This is a genomic window from Rhizobium sp. YJ-22, assembly GCF_029601685.1.
Classification (GTDB): domain Bacteria; phylum Pseudomonadota; class Alphaproteobacteria; order Rhizobiales; family Rhizobiaceae; genus Metarhizobium.
This window is the reverse complement of the sequence record NZ_JARRIR010000002.1, coordinates 183,950-207,903: the sequence shown is the minus strand read 5'-3', so window position 1 is coordinate 207,903 and position 23,954 is coordinate 183,950. Positions and strand designations below refer to the sequence as shown.

The 23,954-nt window shown below is 63.2% G+C and carries 26 protein-coding genes and 1 other RNA gene; 16 read left to right on the top strand and 11 right to left on the bottom strand.

What is annotated here, in order from left to right:
• Positions 1–23: 23 nt before the first annotated feature.
• From P7F60_RS05610 to ssrA, 3 genes are all read right to left on the bottom strand, one after another.
• The gene (locus P7F60_RS05610; protein ID WP_277916731.1) at positions 24–221 is read right to left on the bottom strand and encodes a DUF4169 family protein; all 198 of its coding nucleotides are present in this window, start codon (positions 219–221) and stop codon (positions 24–26) included.
• 18 nt (positions 222–239) lie between these two features.
• Positions 240–740: an SspB family protein gene (locus tag P7F60_RS05605; protein WP_277916730.1), complete on the bottom strand. Its 501-nt coding sequence runs from the start codon at positions 738–740 to the stop codon at positions 240–242.
• A gap of 118 nt (positions 741–858) precedes the next feature.
• Positions 859–1,234: a transfer-messenger RNA gene (gene ssrA / locus P7F60_RS05600) on the bottom strand.
• Positions 1,235–1,333: 99 nt separating this feature from the next.
• On the opposite strand from ssrA, the gene P7F60_RS05595 reads away from it, so the two are divergent.
• From P7F60_RS05595 to P7F60_RS05570, 6 genes are all read left to right on the top strand, one after another.
• Positions 1,334–1,645 (top strand): DUF2853 family protein, encoded by a 312-nt coding sequence (locus P7F60_RS05595; protein ID WP_277916729.1) that lies wholly within the window; start codon positions 1,334–1,336, stop codon positions 1,643–1,645.
• Between the two features lie 121 nt (positions 1,646–1,766).
• A complete protein-coding gene (locus P7F60_RS05590; RefSeq protein WP_277916728.1) occupies positions 1,767–2,561 on the top strand; it encodes a thymidylate synthase in 795 nt (264 codons plus the stop codon).
• Positions 2,558–3,088 carry a dihydrofolate reductase gene (locus P7F60_RS05585; protein WP_277916727.1) on the top strand — a complete coding sequence of 177 codons (531 nt, stop codon included), beginning with the start codon at positions 2,558–2,560 and terminating at the stop codon, positions 3,086–3,088. Before P7F60_RS05590 ends, P7F60_RS05585 begins: the two co-directional genes overlap by 4 nt.
• A 133-nt stretch (positions 3,089–3,221) precedes the next feature.
• On the top strand, positions 3,222–4,316 hold the full coding sequence (hflK, locus tag P7F60_RS05580) for an FtsH protease activity modulator HflK (RefSeq protein ID WP_277916726.1): 1,095 nt from the start codon (positions 3,222–3,224) through the stop codon (positions 4,314–4,316).
• Positions 4,316–5,254 (top strand): protease modulator HflC, encoded by a 939-nt coding sequence (locus P7F60_RS05575; RefSeq protein WP_277916725.1) that lies wholly within the window; start codon positions 4,316–4,318, stop codon positions 5,252–5,254. Before hflK ends, P7F60_RS05575 begins: the two co-directional genes overlap by 1 nt.
• 274 nt (positions 5,255–5,528) lie before the next feature.
• The gene (locus P7F60_RS05570; RefSeq protein WP_277916724.1) at positions 5,529–7,085 is read left to right on the top strand and encodes a Do family serine endopeptidase; all 1,557 of its coding nucleotides are present in this window, start codon (positions 5,529–5,531) and stop codon (positions 7,083–7,085) included.
• A 9-nt stretch (positions 7,086–7,094) separates the two neighbouring features.
• Here the strand turns inward: P7F60_RS05570 and P7F60_RS05565 are convergent, their stop codons facing one another.
• Positions 7,095–7,676, bottom strand: coding sequence for a GNAT family N-acetyltransferase (locus tag P7F60_RS05565; RefSeq protein WP_277916723.1), 582 nt, complete (start codon positions 7,674–7,676; stop codon positions 7,095–7,097).
• Positions 7,677–7,682: 6 nt separating this feature from the next.
• Complete coding sequence (serB, locus tag P7F60_RS05560; RefSeq protein WP_277916722.1) at positions 7,683–8,573, bottom strand: phosphoserine phosphatase SerB; 891 nt, start codon at positions 8,571–8,573, stop codon at positions 7,683–7,685.
• Position 8,574: 1 nt separating this feature from the next.
• On the opposite strand from serB, the gene miaA reads away from it, so the two are divergent.
• Complete coding sequence (gene miaA, locus P7F60_RS05555; protein WP_277917185.1) at positions 8,575–9,474, top strand: tRNA (adenosine(37)-N6)-dimethylallyltransferase MiaA; 900 nt, start codon at positions 8,575–8,577, stop codon at positions 9,472–9,474.
• A 55-nt stretch (positions 9,475–9,529) separates the two neighbouring features.
• On the opposite strand, the gene P7F60_RS05550 is transcribed toward miaA, so the two are convergent.
• Positions 9,530–11,596 (bottom strand): DUF87 domain-containing protein, encoded by a 2,067-nt coding sequence (locus P7F60_RS05550; protein ID WP_277916721.1) that lies wholly within the window; start codon positions 11,594–11,596, stop codon positions 9,530–9,532.
• A gap of 379 nt (positions 11,597–11,975) precedes the next feature.
• Here P7F60_RS05550 and P7F60_RS05545 point away from each other — a divergent pair, with 379 nt between their 5' ends.
• Positions 11,976–13,754, top strand: a complete 1,779-nt coding sequence (locus P7F60_RS05545; RefSeq protein WP_277916720.1) for an acetolactate synthase 3 large subunit — start codon at positions 11,976–11,978, stop codon at positions 13,752–13,754.
• A gap of 81 nt (positions 13,755–13,835) precedes the next feature.
• Positions 13,836–14,408 carry an acetolactate synthase small subunit gene (ilvN, locus tag P7F60_RS05540; RefSeq protein ID WP_277916719.1) on the top strand — a complete coding sequence of 191 codons (573 nt, stop codon included), beginning with the start codon at positions 13,836–13,838 and terminating at the stop codon, positions 14,406–14,408.
• A 36-nt stretch (positions 14,409–14,444) separates the two neighbouring features.
• Here ilvN and P7F60_RS05535 read toward each other — a convergent pair whose 3' ends face one another.
• Positions 14,445–15,290: an aldo/keto reductase gene (locus P7F60_RS05535; RefSeq protein WP_277916718.1), complete on the bottom strand. Its 846-nt coding sequence runs from the start codon at positions 15,288–15,290 to the stop codon at positions 14,445–14,447.
• Between the two features lie 118 nt (positions 15,291–15,408).
• Between P7F60_RS05535 and P7F60_RS05530 the strand changes: the two genes are divergently transcribed.
• The 5 genes from P7F60_RS05530 (at position 15,409) to P7F60_RS05510 (ending at position 18,956) form a co-directional block, all read left to right on the top strand.
• On the top strand, positions 15,409–16,002 hold the full coding sequence (locus P7F60_RS05530; protein WP_277916717.1) for a LysE family translocator: 594 nt from the start codon (positions 15,409–15,411) through the stop codon (positions 16,000–16,002).
• 30 nt (positions 16,003–16,032) lie between these two features.
• The gene (nthA, locus tag P7F60_RS05525; protein WP_277916716.1) at positions 16,033–16,689 is read left to right on the top strand and encodes a nitrile hydratase subunit alpha; all 657 of its coding nucleotides are present in this window, start codon (positions 16,033–16,035) and stop codon (positions 16,687–16,689) included.
• A complete protein-coding gene (gene nthB / locus P7F60_RS05520) occupies positions 16,686–17,345 on the top strand; it encodes a nitrile hydratase subunit beta (RefSeq protein ID WP_277916715.1) in 660 nt (219 codons plus the stop codon). The genes nthA and nthB overlap by 4 nt, the downstream gene beginning before the upstream one ends.
• Positions 17,346–17,415: 70 nt before the next feature.
• Positions 17,416–17,769, top strand: a complete 354-nt coding sequence (locus P7F60_RS05515; protein ID WP_277916714.1) for a nitrile hydratase accessory protein — start codon at positions 17,416–17,418, stop codon at positions 17,767–17,769.
• Positions 17,770–17,828: 59 nt separating this feature from the next.
• Positions 17,829–18,956 (top strand): ATP-dependent RecD-like DNA helicase, encoded by a 1,128-nt coding sequence (locus P7F60_RS05510; RefSeq protein ID WP_277916713.1) that lies wholly within the window; start codon positions 17,829–17,831, stop codon positions 18,954–18,956.
• Between the two features lie 4 nt (positions 18,957–18,960).
• Here P7F60_RS05510 and P7F60_RS05505 read toward each other — a convergent pair whose 3' ends face one another.
• The gene (locus tag P7F60_RS05505; protein ID WP_277916712.1) at positions 18,961–19,668 is read right to left on the bottom strand and encodes a MerR family transcriptional regulator; all 708 of its coding nucleotides are present in this window, start codon (positions 19,666–19,668) and stop codon (positions 18,961–18,963) included.
• Positions 19,669–19,976: 308 nt separating this feature from the next.
• Complete coding sequence (locus tag P7F60_RS05500) at positions 19,977–21,143, bottom strand: hypothetical protein (protein ID WP_277916711.1); 1,167 nt, start codon at positions 21,141–21,143, stop codon at positions 19,977–19,979.
• Positions 21,144–21,380: 237 nt separating this feature from the next.
• On the opposite strand from P7F60_RS05500, the gene P7F60_RS05495 reads away from it, so the two are divergent.
• Positions 21,381–22,133, top strand: coding sequence for a pyridoxine 5'-phosphate synthase (locus tag P7F60_RS05495; protein ID WP_277916710.1), 753 nt, complete (start codon positions 21,381–21,383; stop codon positions 22,131–22,133).
• 6 nt (positions 22,134–22,139) lie between these two features.
• Here the strand turns inward: P7F60_RS05495 and P7F60_RS05490 are convergent, their stop codons facing one another.
• Complete coding sequence (locus tag P7F60_RS05490) at positions 22,140–23,030, bottom strand: SDR family oxidoreductase (RefSeq protein WP_277916709.1); 891 nt, start codon at positions 23,028–23,030, stop codon at positions 22,140–22,142.
• A 197-nt stretch (positions 23,031–23,227) separates the two neighbouring features.
• On the opposite strand from P7F60_RS05490, the gene P7F60_RS05485 reads away from it, so the two are divergent.
• On the top strand, positions 23,228–23,647 hold the full coding sequence (locus P7F60_RS05485; protein ID WP_277916708.1) for a helix-turn-helix domain-containing protein: 420 nt from the start codon (positions 23,228–23,230) through the stop codon (positions 23,645–23,647).
• Positions 23,648–23,652: 5 nt separating this feature from the next.
• Here the strand turns inward: P7F60_RS05485 and P7F60_RS05480 are convergent, their stop codons facing one another.
• Complete coding sequence (locus P7F60_RS05480; protein WP_277916707.1) at positions 23,653–23,868, bottom strand: hypothetical protein; 216 nt, start codon at positions 23,866–23,868, stop codon at positions 23,653–23,655.
• Positions 23,869–23,954: the final 86 nt, after the last annotated feature.

Here is a 23,954-nt window from a genome sequence, read left to right as displayed (position 1 = left end):
ACGCGTAAGCCTGCGCCACCGGGTCAATCGTCTTCGGGCGGCGTCCGTTCCAGCCTGCCCTGATCGAGCTGCTTTTCGGCCTTCTCGTTCAGGGCATTGGTCAGGTTTTTTTCGGCCTTGGTGCGGCCGTATTGCAGGCGGTTCTGCTCGGCTTTCCGGTCCTTGTCCTGCCGGTCCTTCTGCTTGCGGAATTGGCGGAGGTTGACGACATCGCCGGCCAAGACACGCCCGCCTTTCGCTTACTGCTTCTTGCGGAAGGAATCGAGCGAGACGACGGAGCCGGGCTTCTTCTCCTCGTCCGTCTCGGGCTTGGCCTTGGCTTCTTCCGTCGCGACGGGATAGGCGGTGATCTCGGCAGAGCCCGCATCCTCTTCCTCGACCAGCGGCACATCGAATTCCAGTTCGAAATTCACCGAGGGGTCATAGAAGCCACGGATGGCGTTGTAGGGGATGACCAGCTTTTCCGGCGTGTCCGAGAAAGACAGGCCGATCTCGAAACCGACGTCGGTCACCTTCATGTCCCAGAACTGGTGCTGGATGACGATCGTCATCTGCTCGGCATACTTGGCCTTCAGGTGCTGGGAAATGCGCACGCCCGGCGCGCCGGTCAGAAAGGTGATGAAGAAATGATGGTCGCCCGGCAGGCGCCCGGTCGCAGCCACTTCGGCCAAAACCTTGCGGATGACACCGCGAAGGGCATCCTGCGCCAGAATGTCGTAACGGATGTGGTCCTGCCCCATCTTGTCCTGTCTTTCTGTATTCCTCGTGAATTCAAGGCTATATGCCATGTCGAGCCGCGATGGGGAACCCCTTCGGCACGATTGCGGCCATAATACATAATTTCCGGCGGACAGAGAAGGTGAAGGCTTCTGTTGCCAGGTGCCTTCGGACCCCGCCTTACGGGGCTAACCGTAAGGACTTAGGTCGGGTTTCCCGCACCGCCATTAGGCAGCGAGAGCATAACCCTTAGCGTTGTTGTCGTTTGCAACTACACTTGTGACCCGATAACGGCGGTATCATGCCGAGCAAAAGTTCGATCTTTACGCCCTTGTCGATCCTGTTTCGCCCCCATCAGCAGCCGGCCTTCCCGAAAAAGGGGCCGCCGGTTCCTGGTGGAGGCGCCGGGTACCGCCCCCGGGTCCAATAGGTTTATTACACCGACCGTTTATTGCCATAGCCGATCCGAAGACCGGCACCTCGTCATATAGGTCTTTCCGAGCGGTAATGAAAGGGGGCGGAGGATGATTTTGTCAGTGCTTGACGGGGCGAGACGCTTGACCCATTCTCGCGGCGGTAGCAACCTCAAGCGCTCCGGACGGAGGAAGGACAGGACATGACGACCGACTATCTCGCAGACGTGAAGAAATACGACGCTGGCGCCGACGAGGCGGCGGTCCAGAAGATCGTCCGCCATCTCGGCATCGCCCTGCGCAATCGCGATTCGTCGCTGGTCTCAGCCTCCGACCCGTCCGAACTCGCCCGCGTCAAGGAAAAGTGGTGCGAGAAGAAGCTCGGCGTCGGTGGCGACGCCGCCGACAAGGCCATCGAAGCCACCGCCAAGGCCATGGCCGGCGACCGTTCCAAGTCGCGCGTCACCTTCTATTACCTGGTCGCCAAGGAACTGGGCAAGCTCGACTCCCTCTGAGCCTTTCAAGGGGCGAAAGGCTATTCCCGGCAAAAGCCGGGGATAGCGGCATTCACCGGTTGGATCGGGTGGCGCGTGGGAGTAAACTCGCGGCCCAGACTCGAAACGCGGCGCGCCAATCATGAAGCAATATCTCGATTTCCTCCGGCATGTGATGGAAAACGGTTCCGATCGCGGCGACCGTACCGGCACCGGCACGCGCTCCGTCTTCGGATACCAGATGCGGTTCGATCTCGCTGACGGCTTTCCGGTGCTGACCACCAAGAAGCTGCACCTGCGCTCGATCATCCATGAGCTCCTGTGGTTCCTGAAGGGCGACACCAATATCGCTTATCTCAAGGAAAACGGTGTTTCCATCTGGGACGAATGGGCCGACGAGAACGGTGACCTCGGTCCGGTCTATGGCGCGCAATGGCGTTCCTGGCCGGCCCCGGACGGGCGCCAGATCGACCAGATCGCCAATCTGTTGGAAAGTATCAAGACCAACCCCAATTCGCGCCGCCACATCGTTTCCGCCTGGAACCCGGCCGAAGTCGACGAGATGGCGCTGCCGCCCTGCCATTGCCTGTTCCAGTTCTATGTCGCCGACGGGAAGCTCTCCTGCCAGCTCTACCAGCGCTCCGCCGACATCTTCCTCGGCGTGCCGTTCAACATCGCGTCTTACGCGCTGTTGACGATGATGGTGGCGCAGGTAACAGGGCTGAAGCCCGGCGATTTCGTCCATACCTTCGGCGATGCCCACATCTACAGCAATCATTTCGAGCAGGCGAAGCTGCAGCTTTCGCGTGAGCCGCACAAGCTGCCGGTGATGCGCATAAATCCGGATGTGAAGGATCTGTTTTCCTTTACCTATGAGGACTTTACGCTGGAAGGCTACCATGCCGATTCCGCTATCCGCGCGCCGGTGGCGGTATGAGCGGAACGGAGAAGCGGCCCGAGATCAGCATCGTCGTCGCCGTTTCGGAAAACGGCGTCATCGGGCGCGACGGCGACCTGCCGTGGAAGCTTTCGACCGACCTCAAGCGCTTCAAGGCGCTGACCCTCGGCAAGCCGGTCATCATGGGCCGCAAGACGCTGGAATCGATCGGCCGTCCGCTGCCGGGCCGACCGAACATCGTCGTCACCCGCGATCCCGGCTACCGTTTCGAGGGCGTCGAGGTGGTGCATGACATCGCCACCGCGCTGGAGCGGGGCGGAACGCTTGCGATGCGCGACGGGGCTGGGGAGGTGGCGATCATCGGCGGCGGCAATATCTATGCGCAATCGATCGACAGCGCCGATGTGCTCTACGTGACCCATGTCGCGGCCGAGGTCGAGGGCGATACGCGGTTTCCCGCAATCGACCCGGCCTTGTGGCACAAGGTTTCGGAAGAGATCGTGCCGGCTGGCGAGCGGGATACCTATGCCAGCCGTTTTGCGGTCTATCAAAGGCGCGGCGCTTGAAAATCAACTATTTTCCGTTAATTGCCGCCAAGTTCCGGTGGCTGCGTTGAAAGGCGCTGGCGTGGTACCTATAAGGGTTGGGAAACGCATCGCCGCTCGGCCGATGCGGTGCAATCTTTGAGAAGAGGTTTTGATGCCCTGGAGCAATCAGAATGGCGGCGGCGGCCCTTGGGGCGGCGGCGGCAATAATCAGGGGCCATGGGGGCAGGGGCCGAACCGCCCGCGCGGCGGTGGCGGCGGAAACGGCGGGCCGCCGGATCTGGAAGACATCATCCGGCGCGGTCAGGACCAGCTCAGGAATGTCGTTCCCGGTGGTTTCAATGGCGGCGTCGTGGCGATTATTCTCCTGGTGGTGGCGGTCTTCTGGCTGATCCAGTCGATCTACACCGTGCAGCCGGATGAGCGCGGCGTCGAGTTGCGCTTCGGCAAGCCCAAGGACGAGATCTCCATGCCCGGCCTGCACTTCCATTTCTGGCCGCTGGAAACGGTCGAGATCGTGAAGGTCACCGAGCAGCAGCAGAATATCGGCTCCAAGGCATCGTCTTCCTCCACGGCCGGGCTGATGCTTTCGGGCGACCAGAACATCGTCAACGTGCAGTTCTCCGTGCTGTTCACCGTTTCCGATCCGCGCGCCTACCTCTTCAATCTGGAAAGCCCGACCGAAACCCTGCAGCAGGTTGCCGAAAGCGCCATGCGCGAGGTGGTCGGCCGGCGCCCGGCGCAGGACATCTTCCGCGACAATCGTCAGCAGATCGCCGCCGACGTCAAGAACACCATCCAGACGACCATGGACCATTACGGTTCCGGCATTTCGGTCAATGCGGTGGCGATCGAGGATGCGGCGCCGCCGCGCGAGGTTGCGGATGCCTTCGACGAAGTGCAGCGCGCCGAGCAGGACGAAGACCGCTTCGTCGAGGAAGCCAACCAGTATGCCAACCAGAAGCTCGGCCAGGCTCGCGGCCAGGCGGCGCAGAATCGCGAAGAAGCCGCCGCCTACAAGGACCGCGTGGTGAAGGAAGCGGAAGGTGAGGCACAGCGTTTCATCGCCATCTACGACCAGTATTCCAAGGCGCCGGAAGTGACCCGCAAGCGCATCTTCCTCGAAACCATGGAAAACGTTCTGAAGGCCTCCAAGAAGGTCATCCTCGACGAGCAGCCGGGCGTCGTGCCCTATCTGCCGCTGAACGAGCTTGGCCGTTCGCAGACCCAGGCGAAGGGGGCGCAGTAATGTCGAACCGTATTCCCGCCATCTTCATCGGCGTCGTGGCGCTGCTGCTGGTCGTCTATTCCTCTGTTTTCGTCGTCAACGAGCGCGAGCAGGCGATTGTCGTCCGTTTCGGCCAGATCAAGGACGTCAAGACCGCGCCGGGCCTGTATTTCAAGCTGCCCTTCGCCTTCATGGACGCCGACCGGGTGCAGTATCTTTCCGACCAGGCGCTGCGCTTCGACCTCGACAATATCCGCGTGCAGGTCTCGGGCGGCAAGTTCTATGAAGTCGATGCCTTCGTGGTCTACAAGATCACCGATGCGCGGCGCTTCCGCGAGACGGTATCGGGTGACCGCGAGGCGGCCGAATCGCGCCTGCGCACCCGTCTCGACGCTTCGCTGCGCCGGGTTTACGGTCTGCGCGGTTTCGAGGCGGCGCTTTCGGACGCGCGCGCCTCGATGATGGGCGAGGTCGGCGACGATCTGCGCCCCGATGCCGAATCGCTGGGCCTGCGAATCGAGGATGTCCGCATCCGCCGCACCGACCTGACGCAGGAAGTCTCGCAGCAGACCTACGAGCGCATGAAGGCCGAGCGTCTGGCGGAAGCCGAGCTGATCCGCGCCCGCGGTAACGAGGAAGGCCAGCGCCGTCGCGCCATCGCCGATCGCCAGGTGGTCGAACTGATCGCCGAGGCGCAGCGCGATGCCGAAATCCTGCGAGGTCAGGGCGATGCCGAGCGCAACCGCATCTTCGGCGAGGCCTTCAACCGCGATCCCGGCTTCTTCGAGTTCTATCGCTCGATGAGCGCCTATGCGGCGTCGCTCGCCAGCCAGGACACGACGCTGGTGCTGTCGCCGACGTCGGAATTCTTCCGCTTCTTCAGGAATGCCGATGGACCGGCGGCGCAGCCTGCGCCGCCAGCTCCCCCGGCGCCTGCCGCTGCCCAGCCGGCGAATTGAGCGAAGACATATGTTCAGGGGAGCCGGTTTCGGCTCCCCTTTTTCGTAACGGATCGCGCCGCCCCGAAAACGCCATTTAACCGGGGATGATTTCCGGCGGGACACGGTGTTTTGTATGCCGGCGCTGGAAACCGCTACGCACTTTTCCCGGAATTGCACTATGGTGTGCGCAAATCATGCCGGCCGGCCGCACAATGCCGTTTCAGGCAGGAATCTTAACGCTTTGCCGCGCCTTGTCGCGATGCTGAAGACAGACACTATTCGAGGAAGCCTGATGGCGCTGACCGCATCGATACCCCTGAAACGCACCATGGCCCTGCTTTCGGCCGCCACGCTTCTGGCCGTATCGCTGGGCAGCGCGCCTTTGCGCGCGCAAGCCCTGCCGCCGCCCAATGGCCCGGCCTCGGTCGCCGATCTTGCCGATCAGCTGCTCGGTTCGGTCGTCAACATCGCCACCTCGCAAAACGTCAAGGACAAGGGCGACGAAGGACCCGCGCCGCGCATCCCGCAAGGCTCGCCCTTTCAGGAGTTCTTCGACGATTTTTTCAAGGGCGAGAAAGGCGACGGCGGCGCGCATCGAGTCAATTCGCTTGGCTCCGGCTTCGTCATCGACCCCTCCGGCTTCATCGTCACCAACAACCACGTCATCGAGGGCGCCGACGATATCGAGGTGGTGTTCCCGAGCGGCTCGAAGCTGAAGGCGCGGCTGGTCGGCACCGATACCAAGACCGACCTGTCCGTGCTGAAGGTCGAGCCGAAGGCGCCGCTGAAGGCGGTGAAATTCGGCGATTCCCGCGTCATGCGCATCGGCGACTGGGTGATGGCGATCGGCAATCCCTTCGGCCTCGGCGGCTCGGTAACGGTCGGCATCATTTCGGCGCGCGGGCGCAACATCAATGCCGGCCCCTATGACAACTTCATCCAGACGGATGCGGCGATCAACAAGGGCAATTCCGGCGGTCCGCTGTTCAACATGAAAGGCGAGGTGATCGGCATCAACACCGCGATCATTTCGCCCTCCGGCGGTTCGATCGGCATCGGCTTCGCCGTGCCGACGGAACTGGCCGAGAACGTCGTCAAACAGCTCATCGAATTCGGCGAGACACGGCGTGGCTGGCTCGGCGTGCGTATCCAGCCGGTCACCGACGATCTGGTCGGAAGCCTTGGCCTCGATCGGGCACGGGGCGCGCTCGTCGCCGGCATCGTCAAGGGCGGGCCGGTGGAAAACGGGCCGATCAAGACCGGTGACGTCATCCTGAAATTCGACGGCAAGGACGTCGGCGAAATGCGTGACCTGCTGCGCGTCGTCGCCGAAAGCCCTGTCGGCAAGGCTGTCGAGGTCGTCGTCATGCGCGACGGCAAGGAGCAGACATTGCAGGTGACGCTCGGCCGGCTGGACGACACGGCCGATGCGAACGCCAAATCCGGCAGCGATCCCGATATCATTGCCCCCGAAGGCAATGAGGATGCCACCCCCGACGACGACGGCGACGAGGAGGAGCAGGCGACGCCGGGCGAAGAGGACCAGACGCCGGCCAGCGTGCTCGGCATTACGCTCGGCGCGATCTCGCCCGACGATCGCAAGAATTTCGGCATCGCCGAATCGGTCGAGGGCATCCTGATCACCGATGTTGCGGCCGGCTCGGTCGCGGCGGAGAAAGGGCTGAAGAAGGGCGAAGTCATCGTCGAGGCGGCCCAGACCTTCATGACCTCGCCCGGCGCTGTCGCCGACAAGGTCAAGGAACTGAAGACCGAGGGGCGGCGGAACATCAACCTGATGATTGCCAGTGCCAATGGCGATCTGCGGTTCGTAGCGCTGCCGATGGAATGAGGTGCTGGTTCAGGAGCGGCGACTTTGCCGTTCCTTCCATTCGTCTCTGCCGATGGCATAGAGCACATGCCGCTTCAAATCCAGCCGGTCGTCCGGAACGCGGGGATGGTCGAAATCGCGCGCCGTATCGCGGCGCAGCCCTATGCGCTCCATGACCGCTACCGAACGGCGATTGGCGGCGACGGCGAAGGAGACGATTTCGGGGAGTTGCAGCGTTGCGAAACCGTGGTCGAGCAGGGCGCCGGCGGCTTCGATGATGTAGCCGTGGCCCCAGAAGCGGGTGGCGAGACGCCAGCCGATCTCGACAGTGCCGGCGGGCAGGACCGGTTCGACGCCGGCCTTGGCCAGGCCGCAGAAGCCGATGGCCTCGTCATTGTTCTTCAGCGCCACGGCGTGGAAGCCGAGGCCGTCTTCGAGAATTGTTGCCCGCAGCCGGTCGAACAGGGCGTCCGACTCGGCGCGGGTGCGACGGAAGGGAAAATATTCCATGACCTTGCGGTCGGCATTGATCTCATGGAACAGGTCGCGATCGCCCTCGGACCAATCGCGCAGTCGAAGACGTGCGGTTTCGATGAGCGGGGCGGGCGTCATGGTCGCTCAGCCGGCGACGAATTCGTGCTTGCGATAGCCCTGTAGGTAGAGCAGCGCCGTCAGGTCGCCGTGGTCGATGCGGATCTGCGCCTGCTGGGCGACGACCGGCTTGGCGTGCAGGGCGACACCGGTGCCGGCGATTCCCAGCATGCCGAGATCGTTGGCGCCGTCGCCGACGGCAATCGCATCTTCCGCCGTGATGCCGAGCCGGGTGGCGATGTCGTTGAGGGCATCGACCTTGGCCTGCTTGCCGAGGATCGGCTCGGCGACCGTGCCGGCGAGCGCGTCGCCTTCGGCTTCGAGGATGTTGGCGCGGTTTTCGTCAAAGCCGATCCTTGCAGCGACCGGACCGGTGAACAGGGTGAAGCCGCCGGAGACCAGCGCGGTGTAATAGCCCTTGGATTTCATGGTGCGGACCAGTTCGATGCCGCCAGGGGTGAGCGTGATGCGCCTGGCGATCACTTCGTCGATGACGCCGAGGGGCAGACCCTTCAAGAGGCCGACGCGTTCGCGCAGGGCCGGTTCGAAGGCGATCTCGCCGTTCATGGCGCGGGCAGTGATCGCCGCGACCTTGTCCTTAAGGCCGACTTCGGCGGCCAGCTCGTCGATACATTCCTGGCCGATCATGGTCGAATCCATGTCGGCGATCAAGAAGCGCTTGCGGCGGGTCTCGGCATTCTGCACGGCGACGTCGACGGCAAGCGTGCCGATTTCGTTGCGCAGCGCCATCTCGGCGGCCTGTGCCTCTACACCGTCCTTGAGCACGATATCGCAGGCGATGCCGTCGGCCAGCCAGTAGAGGCCGCTTGCTGTGACCGCGCCCGCCGCTTTTTCCGCAAGCTCCGGGGTTAGAATGGGGTTTGACGGATTGGCTATAAGCGTGGCAACGAACGCCATGATGGAAAACCTTCTCGACCGACAGGACGCGATCCTGATAACCGGCCCGACCGCCAGCGGCAAGTCCGCATTGGCGGTGAAGCTGGCGCGCGAAAGAAACGGCGTGGTCGTCAATGCCGACAGCATGCAGGTCTACGATACGCTGCGGGTGCTGACGGCGCGGCCCTCCGAGGCGGAGATGGAAGGGATACCGCATCTGCTCTACGGCCATGTGCCGGCAGGCGCCGCCTATTCGACCGGGGCGTGGCTGCGCGACGTCACCGAATTGCTGCCGCGTCTCAAAGCTGAAGGAAAACTGCCGGTCTTCGTTGGCGGCACCGGGTTGTATTTCAAGGCGCTGACCGGCGGGCTCTCGGAAATGCCCGGGGTCGACGTGGCCATTCGCGAAGGCTGGCGCGGGCGGCTGGCCGCGGAAGGGCCGGAGCGGCTGCATGACCTGCTTGCGGCGCGCGATGGCGCCGCCGCCGCGCAGCTCAATCGGCAGGATGGCCAGCGTATCGTGCGGGCGCTGGAAATTCTCGACGCCACCGGCCGGTCGATCACCGATTTCCAGAACCGCACCGGCCCGCTTGTCATCGATCCGGAGAGAGCAGAAAAATATGTCGTGTTGCCGGAGCGCAGCCTGTTGCATGGCCGCATCGGCCGCCGCTTCGAGCAGATGCTGGACTCCGGCGCGGTGGAGGAAGTGCAGGCGCTGCTGGCCCAAGAACTTTCGCCGCAGATGCCGGTGATGAAGGCCATCGGCGTATCGCAGATTGCCGCCATGCTTTCAGGAGAGCTGGATGCAGAGCGCGTGCGCGAACAGGGCGCGGCCGCGACACGGCAATATGCCAAGCGGCAGATGACCTGGTTTCGCAACCAGATGGACGAAAGCTGGGTGCGGCTCGACGGGGCCGGTTAAGCACCGTCCGGCCGAAGTGTTTTCGCGCGAAAGCCGGCGCCGCCTTCCGTGATGTTCAGTCCTTGCGGTAAAGGCTGCTCAGCGGTTTTTTCAGGATGCTGTCACGCAACGAGCCGGGCTCGCGACGCGGCACGGGGCCGCTTGGTGGAGCCGGTGGCTGCGGTGGGACGTAACGCGGCGGCTCGGCGCCGAAGGCGCTGCTGCGCAACGGCTCGCGTGATATCGGTTCCCGGCCCGGCGGCTCCGGCCGGGGCTGTACCGGCTCGGGTCTTGCGGGTGCCGCGGCTGTGGCGCGTGGCAGCATTGAGGAATCGTAGGGTTTTTGCGCTTCATGAACGGATTCGGCCAGCGCCGGCGCATGGGAGGGCGTGCGCGAAAAGCCGTCGAAACCGTCTTCTGTCGCCATGTCGAAGGCTTCGCGTTCGGCGCCCGACAGGGTGAACTGTCCGGACGTGTCCTGCACGCCGGCGGCGCGCATGCGGTTGACCACCATGCGCAGATCGACCGTCTCAGGCGTTTCGTCTCCCGCCTTGTTGGCGGCGGTGCTGGCTTTCGGCAGGCGATCCTGTTCGACGCGGGTGAAGCGCATGCGCATCGGCACGGCAATCGCCTCACCGAAGGCGATGGCTTCGCCATTGCCGATCGAGGAGATGAAATTGGTCGTCGAGATCGAGGAATTGGGGATGGCCGAGCGGATGATGTCCTGGTCGCGGTCGTTGGACAGCCGCATGGCGAACAGCGTCGAGCATTGCGACAGGATGGTCTGGTCGAGTTCACCGGGGCGCTGGGTGATGATGCCGAGCGAAGCGCCGTATTTGCGGCCTTCCTTGGCGATGCGGGCGATCGCCTGGCGGGTCGGGAAGAAGCCGAGATTGGGATCGGCCGGCACGTAGCGGTGCGCTTCCTCGCAGACGACCAGCATGTGGATGGCGCCGTTGCTCCACATGGCGAGTTCGAAGGCGAGGCGGCAGAGCACGGAGGCCACCGAATTGACCACCTCAGAGGGAATGCCGGCGAGCTGGAACGTGCAGATCGGCCTGCTGTCGCCGGGAATGCGGAAGATATGGGCCACCGTTTCCAGGATCGTGTCGGTGATCGTGTTGCTGGAAAACATGAAATGATAGCGTGGGTCGTTGATTGCCGAGAGGATGCGGACCTTCAGCGAGCGCAACGCCGGTTTCTCACTGCGGCCTTCCAGCTTGCCGATGCGCTCGTCGATCAGGGCGAGGAGATCGGCCATGCGATAGGGCACCGGCGTATCCGCCGTGTAGGAATTCTTATCGCCCTGCCGGCGCACCAGCGGCGAGTCGGTGCCGCGAAACGCCTTCTTGGCCTCGGGGATGATATCGCGCAGCATATCCATCTCTTCGGCGACCGGCGGGCGGCCGCGAAAGACAACCTCGGCGAATTCGTCCAGCCGCATCAGCCAGAAGGGGAGATCGAGCGATTCCGTATCGATGACCACCGCATGATCGGGAAAGGCGGCAGCGAATTCGTTGTGCGGATCGAGGATCAGCACGCGCAGGCGCGGATCGGAGCGGATGGCGCGGTGCAGCAGCAGCGATACCGCCGTCGACTTGCCGACACCGGTCGAGCCCACGACCGCGAAATGCTTCGACAGCATCGAGGGAATGTGGATGGTGGCGTCGATGCTTTCGTCCTGGGTCAGCTTGCCGACGACGCAGGTATCGGTCTTGCCGGTATCGTAGATGCGCATCAGGTCGGAGGAACGGATGCGGTGGGCGATGGCGCCGAGATAGGGATAGCGGGAGATGCCGGTCGAGAAATGCTCGCGGCCATCGGGGAAGATCTGGACCTCGCCGAGCAGCTCCACCTCGATGCGGAACTGGTTGTCCTGACGCTCGATCCAGTGATCGGCGCCGGTCTCCATCGAATAGGCCAGCGCCACGACGCGGTTCGGCGGAACGGAAATCGAGATCAGACGGCCGACGGACCATAGTTCGGTGAGATCGGTATTGCCGTCCTCGGCGATCGCGGCGATGGTTGCGCGGGCGCCGTTACAGGCAACAACTCGGCCAAGGAAACGGTTGCCGGGCGTCAGCGCGTCGCGCCGGTCGGTTTCTCCGGCTTTCCCCGCGGACTGCAGATCGTTGTTGAGCAATATCGACTCCGTGCCGTGGCTGCCGGATGCCCTGGCCGGGCCTCCCATGCCGCCCATCGAAAACCATCATGGTTCCCTCATCTTAAGGCTCTGCAATTAACAACTGGTGTAACGCCGGATCGGCCCAAGGACCCTGTCCGGTGGCGCGAAAAGGGTAATTTTTGCTCTATTTTCGTTGACGCGGCGATACTTTCTGTCTATCAATCGCGCCCATGAAAACTTTTGGCATCCTTATTGTGGTGGGAACGCGCATGGGCAGGGTGGTGTAACCACCCGGCGTTAGCCACCCATGCGCGTTAAACAGGCTCCTCAGGGGCCTTTTTTTATGTCCATTTTTCTTCCAGAACCCGAGACAAGCAGCACACGAACGGAACAGAGCATGACGGGCACAGAAAACCAGATGACGGGCGCGGAGATCGTTCTCAAGGCGCTGAAGGACAACGGGGTCGAGCACATCTTCGGTTATCCGGGCGGCGCCGTGCTGCCGATCTATGACGAAATCTTCCAGCAGGACGACATCCAGCATATCCTCGTGCGCCACGAGCAAGGCGCCGGCCATGCGGCCGAAGGTTATGCCCGCTCCACCGGCAAGGTCGGCGTCATGCTGGTTACCTCCGGTCCCGGCGCCACCAATGCGGTCACGCCGTTGCAGGATGCGCTGATGGATTCGGTTCCGCTGGTCTGCATCACGGGCCAGGTTCCGACGACCCTCATCGGTTCCGATGCCTTCCAGGAATGCGACACGGTCGGCATCACCCGGCCCTGCACCAAGCACAACTGGCTGGTGAAGGACGTCAACGAGCTGGCGCGCGTCATCCACGAGGCGTTCCGCGTCGCCCAGACCGGCCGTCCCGGTCCCGTCGTCATCGACATTCCCAAGGACGTCCAGTTCGCGACCGGCACCTACGAGCCGCCGTCCGACTACATCGAGCAGAAGAGCTATCAGCCAAAGATCCAAGGCGATCTGAAGAAGATCCAGGCCGCCGTCGAGCTGATGGCGAGCGCGCGCCGTCCGGTCTTCTATACCGGCGGCGGCGTCGTCAATGCCGGCCCGGAAGCCACCAAGCTGCTGCGCGAGATCATCGAGCTCACCGATTTCCCGATCACCTCGACCCTGATGGGGCTCGGCTGCTATCCGGCCTCGGGCAAGAACTGGCTCGGAATGCTGGGCATGCATGGCTCCTACGAAGCCAACATGGCGATGCATGATTGCGACGTGATGATCTGCGTCGGCGCCCGTTTTGACGACCGCATCACCGGCCGCCTCAACGCCTTCTCGCCGAATTCGAAGAAGATCCATATCGACGTCGATCCGTCCTCGATCAACAAGAACGTCCGCGTCGACATCGGCATCACCGGCGATGCGGCCAGCGTTCTCGAAGACATGGTCCGCCTGTGGCGGGCGCTGCCGAAGAAGCCGGCCAAGACCGAACTGTCGGACTGGTGGAGCGATATCGCCCGCTGGCGGGCGCGCAATTCCTTCGCCTATACGCCGAGCCAGGACGTCATCATGCCGCAATACGCCATCCAGCGGCTGTATGAGCATTCCAAGGGACGCGATACCTATATCACTACGGAAGTCGGCCAGCATCAGATGTGGGCGGCGCAGTTCTTCGGCTTCGAGCAGCCGTTGCACTGGCTGACCTCGGGTGGCCTCGGCACCATGGGGTACGGCCTGCCGGCAGCGCTCGGCGTGCAGGTGGCGCATCCGGACGCGCTGGTCATCGACATCGCCGGCGATGCCTCGATCCAGATGTGCATCCAGGAAATGTCGACGGCGATCCAGTACGGCCTGCCGGTCAAGATCTTCATCCTCAACAACCAGTACATGGGCATGGTGCGCCAGTGGCAGCAGTTGCTGCACGGCAACCGCCTGTCGAACTCCTATACCGAGGCCATGCCCGATTTCGTCAAGCTGGCGGAAGCCTATGGCGCGGTCGGCATGTATTGCGACAACCCGCGCGAGCTGGACGACAAGATCGCCGAGATGATCGAGGTCAAGCGCCCGGTCATCTTCGATTGCCGCGTCGCCAACCTTGCCAACTGCTTCCCGATGATCCCCTCGGGCAAGGCGCATAACGAAATGCTCCTTCCCGACGAGGCGACCGACGAGGCCGTGGCCAACGCCATCGACGCCAAGGGTCGGCAACTGGTTTGATCGTCAGACACGCGGCGCCCCTGAACTCTCCGGGCGCCGCGTTCGTCTTTGCTTCACAGGATAACGAGCGGAACATCAATCATGAACGCACACCTTCAACCCACGGGCTCCGCCTATTTCATTGCGACAGAAACCGCCAAGGCCGAGCGCCATACGCTGTCGGTTCTGGTCGACAACGAGCCGGGCGTGCTCGCCCGCGTCATCGGCCTGTTTTCCGGGCGCGGCTACAACATCGAAAGCCTGACGGTTTCCGAGACCGAGCATGAGGCGCACCTGTCGCGCATCACCATCGTCACCAGCGGCACGCCGGTGGTGCTGGAGCAGATCAAGGCGCAGCTCGAACGCATCGTTCCGGTTCACCGCGTCGTCGATCTGACGGTGCGCGCCCGCGAACTCGGCCAGGAACGGCCGATCGAGCGCGAAGTGGCGCTTGTCAAGGTCGTCGGCGAGGGCGAGCATCGCGCCGAAGTCCTGCGGCTCGCCGATGCCTTTCATGCCAAGGTGATCGACGCCACGGTCGGCCATTTCATCTTCGAGCTGACCGGCAAGTCCTCCAAGATCGACCAGTTCCTCGCCATCGTGAAGCCGCTCGGCCTGGCCGAAGTCTGCCGCACCGGCATCGCCGCCATGAACCGTGGGTCGCAGGGGATGTAATTTCCCTGCCATCACAATGCTTGAGAACGGCGCGGGTCAGAGCATGGCCAGCGCCGTTTTTCGTTTCGGGGGCGGGAAGGCGGCGTCGAGATCTTTCCAGTCGTCTTCGGTGATGTGCAGGTCGGTGGCGTCGCGGTTTTCGGCAATGCGATGCGGGTTGCTGCTTTTCGGAATGGCGATGATGCCCGGCTGGCGCAGAACGAAGGACAGCGCCACCTGCGCCGGCGTCGCCTGATAGGCCTTGGCGATGTCGATCAATCGCGGATGGGTGAGCAGCCGGCCCTGCTCGATCGGCGAATAGGCCATGATCGGGATAGTGTGTTCACGGCAGAAAGGCAGCAGGTCGAATTCGATGCCGCGCCGGCCGAGATTGTAGAGCACCTGGTTGGCGGCGCAATTTTTCCCGTCCGGCACCGACAGCAGTTCCCGCATATCGTCTGTGTCGAAATTCGAGACGCCCCAGGCACCGATCCTGCCGTCGCGCTTCAAGGTTTCGAAGGCGGCGACCGTATCGGAAAGCGGATGTTCGCCGCGCCAATGCAGCAGATAAAGATCGATGCGATCGGCGCCGAGCCGCTTCAGGCTGCGCTCGCAGGCCTCGATCGTGCCCTTGCGGCTGGCATTCCAGGGATAGACCTTGGAGACGAGGAAGATGTTTTCACGCATTCCGGCGATGGCCTTTCCGGTGACGATCTCGGCGCCGCCCTCGGCATACATTTCCGCCGTATCGACCAGCGTCATGCCGAGCGAGATGCCGTGGCGCAAGGCGTCGATCTCGCCGGCTTCGGCGACGGCGTTCTCGCCCATGCCCCAGGTGCCCTGTCCGAGCCGTGGCACGTTTGCGCCGGAAGGAAGAGTGAGGGTGGGGATCGGTTCGTGCATGGGGCGTCTCCCGGATCGTGTGTCGGGGGAAGATAGGCGTCCGTTGTCACCCTGACAATTTGTCTCTGGCCGGAAAAAGCCTGCTCCCCTAATTTGGCGCGATTTCGGGGAGGATGGGATGCCGCTGGATACCTTGCTGGCGCTTCTGGTATTTGCGCTGACGACATCGATCACGCCGGGGCCGAACAATATGATGCTGTTCGCCTCGGGAGTGAATTTCGGCTTTCGCCGTACGATCCCGCATATGCTGGGCATCGGAGCCGGTTTCTTCGTACTGCTGATCGGCGTCGGCTTCGGGCTGGGTGCGCTGCTGAAGACCGTGCCGCTGCTCTATACGGTGCTGAAATTCGCCGGCGGTGCCTATCTCGTCTGGATCGCCTGGAAAATCGCCACCTCGCGCGCGCTGGCCGAGGGGCAGGCGGGGGCGAAGCCGATGACCTTTCTCGGCGCCGCCGCCTTCCAGTGGGTCAATCCCAAGGCATGGGTGATGGCCGTCACCGCGATTGCCACCTATACCGACACGCGGCAGTATTTTTCCACCGTGCTGGTGGTCGGTGTCATCTTCGTGCTGGTCAACGTGCCGAGCGTTTCGACCTGGGCCGGTTTCGGCTCGGCCTTGCGCGACTGGCTGTCCGATCCGGTGCGGCTGAAATGGTTCAACATCACCATGGCGGTGCTGCTGGTCTTGAGCCTGTGGCCGATGTTGCGTTAACTGGCGCGGACACGATTCAAGGAGAGGGCGATGAGCGATCACCATCATCATGACGATCACGACCATCACCACGACAACCACTATTCCGACATGCAGGCGCGGGTGAAGGCGCTGGAAACGCTGCTGACCGCCAAGGGCCTGATCGATCCCGCTGCCATCGACGCCATCGTCGAGACCTACGAGACCAAGGTCGGCCCGCGCAACGGCGCGCAGGTGGTGGCGAAAGCCTGGGTCGATGCGGAATTCCGCGACTGGCTGACGCGCGATGCGACGGCGGCCATCGCCAGCCTCGGTTTTTCCGGCCGGCAGGGCGAGCATATGCGCGCGGTGTTCAATGCGCCGGATGAGCATAATCTCGTGGTCTGCACGCTGTGCTCCTGTTATCCGTGGTCGGTGCTCGGCCTGCCGCCGGTGTGGTACAAGGCGCCGGCCTATCGCTCGCGCGCCGTCATGGATCCGCGCGGCGTGCTCGCCGAATTCGGGGTCACGCTGCCGGAAGACACCCGCATCCGCGTCTGGGACTCGACTGCCGAACTGCGTTATCTCGTGGTGCCGGAGCGTCCGGCCGGGACGGAGAGGCTGGACGAGGCGGCGCTTGCCGCGCTCGTCACCCGCGATTCGATGATCGGCACCGGCCTTGCTCTTTCGCCGGAGGCGCTGGCTCTCCAGCCGGAGGCGGCGCGATGAACGGGCCGCACGATCTTGGCGGACAGATGGGTTTCGGCACCGTCGCTCCGGAACCGAACGAACCTTACTTCCACGGCGATTGGGAAAAGCGGGCGCTGGGTTTGACGCTCTCCTGCGGCGCCATGGGCCACTGGAACCTTGACGAAAGCCGCCATGCGCGCGAAAGCATTCCGCCGGCCGATTATCTTTCGGCCAGTTATTACGAGATCTGGATCCGCGCCCTCGATGCGCTGCTGGAGCGGCACGGCTTCGCGACCCATGCCGAGCTGTTCGACGGCGCTGCACCAACGCCTGGCACCCGGCCGAAGCGGGTGTTGACTGCCGAAAACGTAGCCGGCGTGCTGGCCAGGGGCGGTCCTTGCGACCGGCCGGTGGATGCCGATCCGCGCTTTGCACCCGGCGCGCGGGTGCGCACCCGCAATTTCCACCCCGCCGGCCATACCCGCCTGCCACGCTATGCGCGCGGCAAGATCGGCACGGTCGAGACGGTGCAGGGCAGCTTCGTCTTTCCCGACGACAATGCCCATGGCAAGGGCGAGAACCCGCAATGGGTCTATACCGTCGTTTTCGACGCGGCGGAGATCTGGGGTGAGAGCGCCGCACCCGGCCTGACCATCTCCATCGATGCCTGGGAGAGTTATCTTGAGCTCGTGTGAAACCGTCTCGTCAGAGTGTTCGAAGGCATTTCCGGACGGAAAACCGGTATCCACTTGTCCTGGAAATGCTTTGGCGGCCTCGCCAGGCCTGCCCCTTTCGCGCGAAGGCGATCCGGTCTTTCCCGAGCCCTGGGCGGCGGATGCTTTCGCGCTGACCGTGCATCTGCATGAGCGCGGTGTTTTTACCTGGGCCGACTGGGCGGAAACCCTGTCGCGCGAGGTGCATCGTCCCGGCCGGGCCGTGGACGGAAGCGATTATTACGAGTGCTGGGTGGCGGCGCTGTCCGATCTTCTGGTCCGCTGCGGCGTTGCCGACGAGGCGGCGATCGCAACGCTTTCGGCAAGCTGGCAGCGGGCGGCCGAGGCGACGCCGCATGGCCGGCCGATCGAGCTTGCCAACGACCCGCAGTCTACAGCAGTATAATGTTGCCACTTCGTTCTTTTGGGCTTGCTTAAAAGCGGCGAATCCTGCCAAGTCGGGCCATGCAGTTCGCTCCGCAACAAGATGAGGCCCTGAAAGCCGTTTCGCGCTGGCTGAAGGAAGGCCGGCAGCCTGTTTTCCGTCTGTTCGGTTATGCCGGCACTGGCAAGACGACGCTGGCGCGCTATTTTGCCGAGCATGTCGATGGCGAGGTGCTGTTCGCCGCCTTTACCGGCAAGGCGGCGCAGGTGCTGCGCACGCGTGGCGCCAGCAACGCGAAAACCATCCATTCGCTGATCTATCGCCCGCGCGGCGAGGAAGAGGTGGCGGATGAAGAGACCGGCAAGACCTCGATCGCGCCGATGTTCTCCATCAATCGCCAGAGCCCGGTCGCCAAAGCGGCGCTGATCGTCATCGACGAATGCTCGATGGTTGACGAGCAGCTTGGCAAGGATCTGATGAGTTTCGGCACGCCGATCCTGGTGCTCGGTGATCCCGGCCAATTGCCGCCGGTCAGCGGCGGCGGTTTCTTCACCGATCAGGACCCGGATTACTTGCTGACCGACATTCACCGCCAGGCACAGGACAATCCGATCATCCAGATCGCCATGGATGTGCGCGAGGGCAAGGAAATCCCCTATGGCGAGTATGGCAAGGCGCGGGTCATCTCCAAGAACGAGGTGACGCAGTCGCTGGTGCTCGATGCCGACCAGGTGCTGGTCGGCACCAACCGTACCCGCCGGCGCTACAACCAGCGCCTGCGTGAGTTGAAGGGGTTTTCGGCGCAATATCCGCAATCCGGCGACAAGCTGGTCTGCCTGCGCAACGACCCCGCCAAGGGCCTGCTGAATGGCTCACTCTGGCAGGTGATGAGTTCGTCCAAGGAAACGGTCAAGCCCGGCATCAACCTGATGATCCGCCCCGAGGACGACGACATGGACCGGGGTGCCGCCAAGATCAAGCTGTTGAAGGCCGCCTTCGAGGAGCCGGATACGGAAATCCCGTGGTCGACCAAGAAGCGCTACGACGACTTCGACTACGGTTATGCGCTGACCGTTCACAAGGCGCAGGGCTCGCAGTGGAATAACGTCGTGCTGTTCGATGAAAGCTGGGCGTTTCGTGACAGCCGCGAGCGCTGGCTTTACACGGGCATCACCCGCGCTGCCGACTCACTGACCATCGTTCGCTAAAGCTTCAGCTTTTGACCAAGCCGATCAGGGCGGCCTTGGCGACGGCCTGAAAGCGGTTGTTGGCGCTGAATTTGGCGATGATGGCATTTTCCATGGCCTGCACGGCTTCCACCTCCATGCCCATCGCCTGGGCGATACGGCCCGGACCTTGGGCCTCGGCCATCAGTTCGAGGCAGTGGCGCTCGGCATCGCTGAAGGCGGGCTGGCGGTCGTCGTTGATGCCGGGGCCGAGATCGACGCGGATGGCGTCGCCGTCCAGCAGGCCGATCACCTTCTGCATCTGCCGGTGAATGGTCGAAAGGCTGGAGACCAGTTCCCGCTTGCGGATCGCCAGCGCATTGTGGAAGATCGCATCGGCCTCGTCCTGCGAGGCGGCGCCGTCCAGTTCCTCCATCAGTTCCTGGATGACGGCGATCGGCATGCCGACTTCGCGGCAGGTGTTGATGACCGCCATCTGCACGATGCTGTCATGGCCGTAGATGCGCATCGGGCCGATGCGGTCGGCGGAAATCAGGCCCTTTTCCTCGTAGAAATGCAGGGTTCGATGGGTGACGCCGAAGGCATTGGCCATATCGGCAATGGCAATGGGATGTTCTGACGGATCGGCCGGCAAATTCGCCGGCAGATCGACGACGGGAAGAAAACGCAACGTCAGACCGGCTGCAACCGGCGCTGCCGCTGCAGATGTAACCAGCTTCGCACCCTCGGACATGGTATCCCTTGACTCTTGTTTCCCAGCATTTCCGAACCGGTATCCGCTTTTCGCGGAAATGCGTCTGGGCGATGGCAAATTCGACATCATCCGGGTAACGGCGAATGCAGCGGCGCCAATGCGCCACCTCGCCGCATCAACCTGTCATGGATTGCCGCTTGCGATGTTAAGTTTACGTTAACGTTAATCGGGGGAATTGTAAGTCCAAAAAGTCACAGGTGGTTTATCGCGCCCAGTCCCATCATGAGAGCGCGTCTATGGATTGAATTTGGCTGCGATATCGAGATTTTCGCTACTGTTGCGCGATTTCACGCGCCGGCACGGTTCCGGCGTTCCAGATCGGCTTCAGCCTCGCGGGCCATGGAGATCAGGTGGTGCGGCTCGCTGACCAGACGGTCGGGTTCCTTGGCGGGAATCAGTTGCGATTGGCAGCTCCAGGCGGTCTCGAAGGTCTGGCGCGACTTGTGCAGGCGATATTCGTTGGTCGCCGTCAGGCAGCGCATCAGGTTGCTGGAAAGCGCGTTCTGGTCGGCGAAGGCATAAAGCTGGCCGTTCATCGACAGGCGGCGGCCGGCAAAGGCGCTGGCCGCGAAGGTGCGCTCGCTGACCAGATGCAGGTCGGCCTCCGGAATGCTTTCCTCGTGGAAAATATCGCCCGAGGCATTGTGGCGAAGCTGCACGTTCAACTGGCCCGGCTGTTCGCTGCGGGCGATCGACAGGGTGAAGTCCAGCGTGTCCGGCTGGCGGGCAATGCGGTTGGCGCGGTCGAAGTCCTCGACCAGTTCGACAAAGGCAAGCTGGCCGAGCGCAATGCGCATGGAATCGGCCAGGGAGGCGGCCAGCGCCGAGCTGCCGAAATCATTGCGGATGGCGATGCGCGGCAGGGCGGAAGCGGTGCGGGTGAAGCCGGCCGGGCCGGTACTGTCGGCCGTGCCGGCGGGAATGAGGTAGCGGCTGGTGGCATGCAGGCCGAGCGCCGTGATGTTCAGAACCGTCAAGGCGAGCAGCCCGGTAGAGGCGAGGCGAAACCGGCTCCAGAAGGAAGGCGGCGCGCTGGCCGCAATGGCGGCGGCGGCGGGAATGCCGGCGTCCGCCGGCATGTCCGGCGCGGCGGTTGTCGCGGTCGGCTGGGATTGCGGCGCGTAGACCGGCACATAGCCGCCGACGGGGATCTCGATGCGAATGGCATCGTCGCTGCCCTCGGTTTCGTAATACTGGCGCAGCAGCTTGCGCAGCTTGCCGGCCTGGACGCGCACCAGCGGATCGCCGCCGGGATCGAAGCTTTCGTTGCGGGCAAAGACGTCGACGCCGATGGAATAGCCTTTGAGCTGATGCGCCAGCCCTTCACGCTCCTTGCGCACGACGTAATCAAGGAATGCCCTCAGCCGCTCGGAACGGGAAAAGGTCTCGCTGTCCAGAATTTTCTGGAGGCTGGTCAGAACCAGCGCTTCGTCAATGCTGTGCGTTTCGCTCATCTTGTCCTTCAATCGGGCCAGGCTGAAGGTCAATATGGGCCGACAGCAAGGCGGATTAAAGACCGACTACACCGGATCTGGTTATTTAGGCAATAAACTCCTTATATGCGGGCTGTGTATGTGGATTGCCGTCCCATCACGCCGGCAGATGCATCCATGCATCAAAGGCGTTGGCATTTGCGTTATGAATGTCCTATGAAACAGGCACTTGCGCTCTTCAATTCGGGACGATCCGCGATGCCCACCAAGCTTTCCGTGAACCTCAATGCCATCGCCATGCTGCGCAACCGGCGCGATCTGCCCTGGCCGAGCGTCGAGGGGCTCGGCCGCATCGCGCTGCAGGCGGGCGCCTATGGCCTGACGGTGCATCCGCGCCCCGACCAGCGCCATATCCGCTTTTCCGACCTACCGGTGCTGCGGGCGCTGATCGACGACGAGTTTCCGGCCGTCGAATTCAACATCGAGGGCTACCCGACCGGCGAGTTCATTGCGCTTTGCGAAGCCGCCGCCCCAGAGCAGGTGACGCTGGTGCCGGACGATCCGTCGCAGGCGACCTCCGATCATGGCTGGGATTTCCGCCGCCACCAGTCCTTTCTGACCGACGTCGTCGGCCGGCTGAAGGCGAGGGGGTGCCGCGTCTCCCTGTTCGCCGACGGTGACGGCGATGGCGAGGCCGTCGCCATTGCCCGCGAGACCGGTGCGGACCGCATTGAACTCTACACCGGCCCCTATGGCGGCTGCTATGACGATCCGGCCCGGGCGTTGCGCGAGATCGAGGGGTTGAAGGGCACGGCAGAGGCCGCCCATGCCATCGGGCTGGGCGTCAATGCCGGTCACGATCTTACCGTGGGGAACCTGCCGCTGCTGCTGCGGCACATTCCTTTTATTGCGGAAGTCTCCATCGGCCACGGCCTGACGGCCGAGGCGCTGGAATTCGGCATGGCGGAAGCCGTGCGTCGCTTCCGTCGCGCCTGCGGCGAGGCCGTCTGATCGTTTTCAGGCGGTCAACGCCGCCTTGTGGACGCTCAAAAAGTCCTTAAGCGATTGCGGCTTGTCGCCCGTTAGCTTTTCGAAATCGTCCGTGACGATGTCGAAGCGGCCGGTGCGGGTATTGGCGTCGGCGCTGACCAGCACGGTCGCGAAGAAATCCGGAATGCCCGCGCCCTTCAGGCCGGCGGCGAGTTGCTCGTCGCTGACACGCACGACCTTCAGCGGCTTGCCGGCGACTTCGGCCGCGATGGCGGCGATCTCGTCCGTTGTGATCGCGGCCGGGCCGGTCAGCGTGTAGGTGGCGTCGCCGGGTGTCGTCGGCGAAGCGAGGGCAGCGGCAATCGCCCTGGCGCAATCGTCGCGGGCGATGGTGGCGATGCGGCCGTCGCCGCTCGCGCTGTACCATGTGCCGGTCGAGAGATTGTGCGGCAGCGAATGCAGCAGGTTGTCGTGATACCAGGCGTCGCGCAAAATAGTATAGGCAAGGCCGCTCGCCTTTACCGCCTCTTCGGTGCCGAGGTGATCCGGCGCGAAGCTGACCAGCGAATCGTCGGGCTTGGGCATGGAGGTATAGAACAGGTGCTTGACCCCGGCCTTTACAGCTGCGGCGATCGCCGTCTTGTGCTGCGTCAGGCGCTGGCCGGGAACGGCGAGCGCATCGGTGGAGACGATCAGCAGCCGGTCGATGCCGGCAAAGGCTGATTCCAGCGAGGCGGCATCGTCGAAATCCCCCTTGCGGATGGCAACGCCACGGGCGGCGAGGTCGGCAAGCTTGGCCGGATCGCGGCTGGCGGCGACGATGTGGGCGGCATCGACCTTCTGCGTGTCGAGCAGGTGACCGACGACGGCGCGGCCGAGATGGCCGGCGGCTCCGGTGACGAGAATCGTATGGCTCATGGGTTCTGTCCTGACCTTCGGTTCGGCGGAGAATTCCGCTCAATTTCCTTTTCCGTCTGTCCCTCGGGAAAACCGTTTCCAGATTTCCCAGACAAGCTCCGGCGGTCTCAAAAAGAGACCAGCACTAGATTAGGAATTGACTGCGCGCTGTAAAGAAGGCAGTTTTTGCACCCTACGTTACCAAAAGGGAACCATGCATGGCCGTCGTCCCATTGAAGCCCCAATCGTCGCCTGCGGCAGTCCCGGCGCGCAATGTCGATCTGAGAGGGTTGGATTTCGGCAATTGTCCTGTGCGGGACATGCTGAACCAGATCGGCGGCAAATGGTCGACGCTGCTGATCGATGCGCTGTCGCAGCGGCCCTATCGCTTCGGGGAATTGCGGCGGATGATCCCGGATATTTCCCAGCGCATGCTGACGCAGACGCTGCGCGAATTGCAGCGTGACGGCTATATTGAGCGTGAGGTGTTTCCGACCAAGCCGCCGAGCGTCGAATATCGCATGACCGATCTCGGCCGGGCACTGTATGAACCTCTGTCGCAGTTGCTGAACTGGGCCGAGGCCAACCACGCCGCCGTCAAGGCGGCGCGCGAGCGCTACGACCGCGAGAATGGCTGAGCGGTTCAGAGCATCCAGGGTTTGCGGTTCGTCGTCGGCGGGAAGGCCGCGGGACGGTCGATGTCGCCCATGCCGATATCGTCGAGAAGATGATTGTCGTTACGGCCGATCAGCGCCTTCAAGGCTTCGGCGCGGCTTCGTTCCAGCCGCCGGCGAAGCAGAAATTCAGGCAATGCGGCAAGCGCCGCCAGCAGGCCGCCCTGCTTGCGCATCCGTTCCATCTATTCCTCCATAAGAGCCTGTTGTCAGGAGTGGAAGCGGCGAGGCCACCTGGAATTCGTGCCACCTCCGCTCTGATTCCCATTTG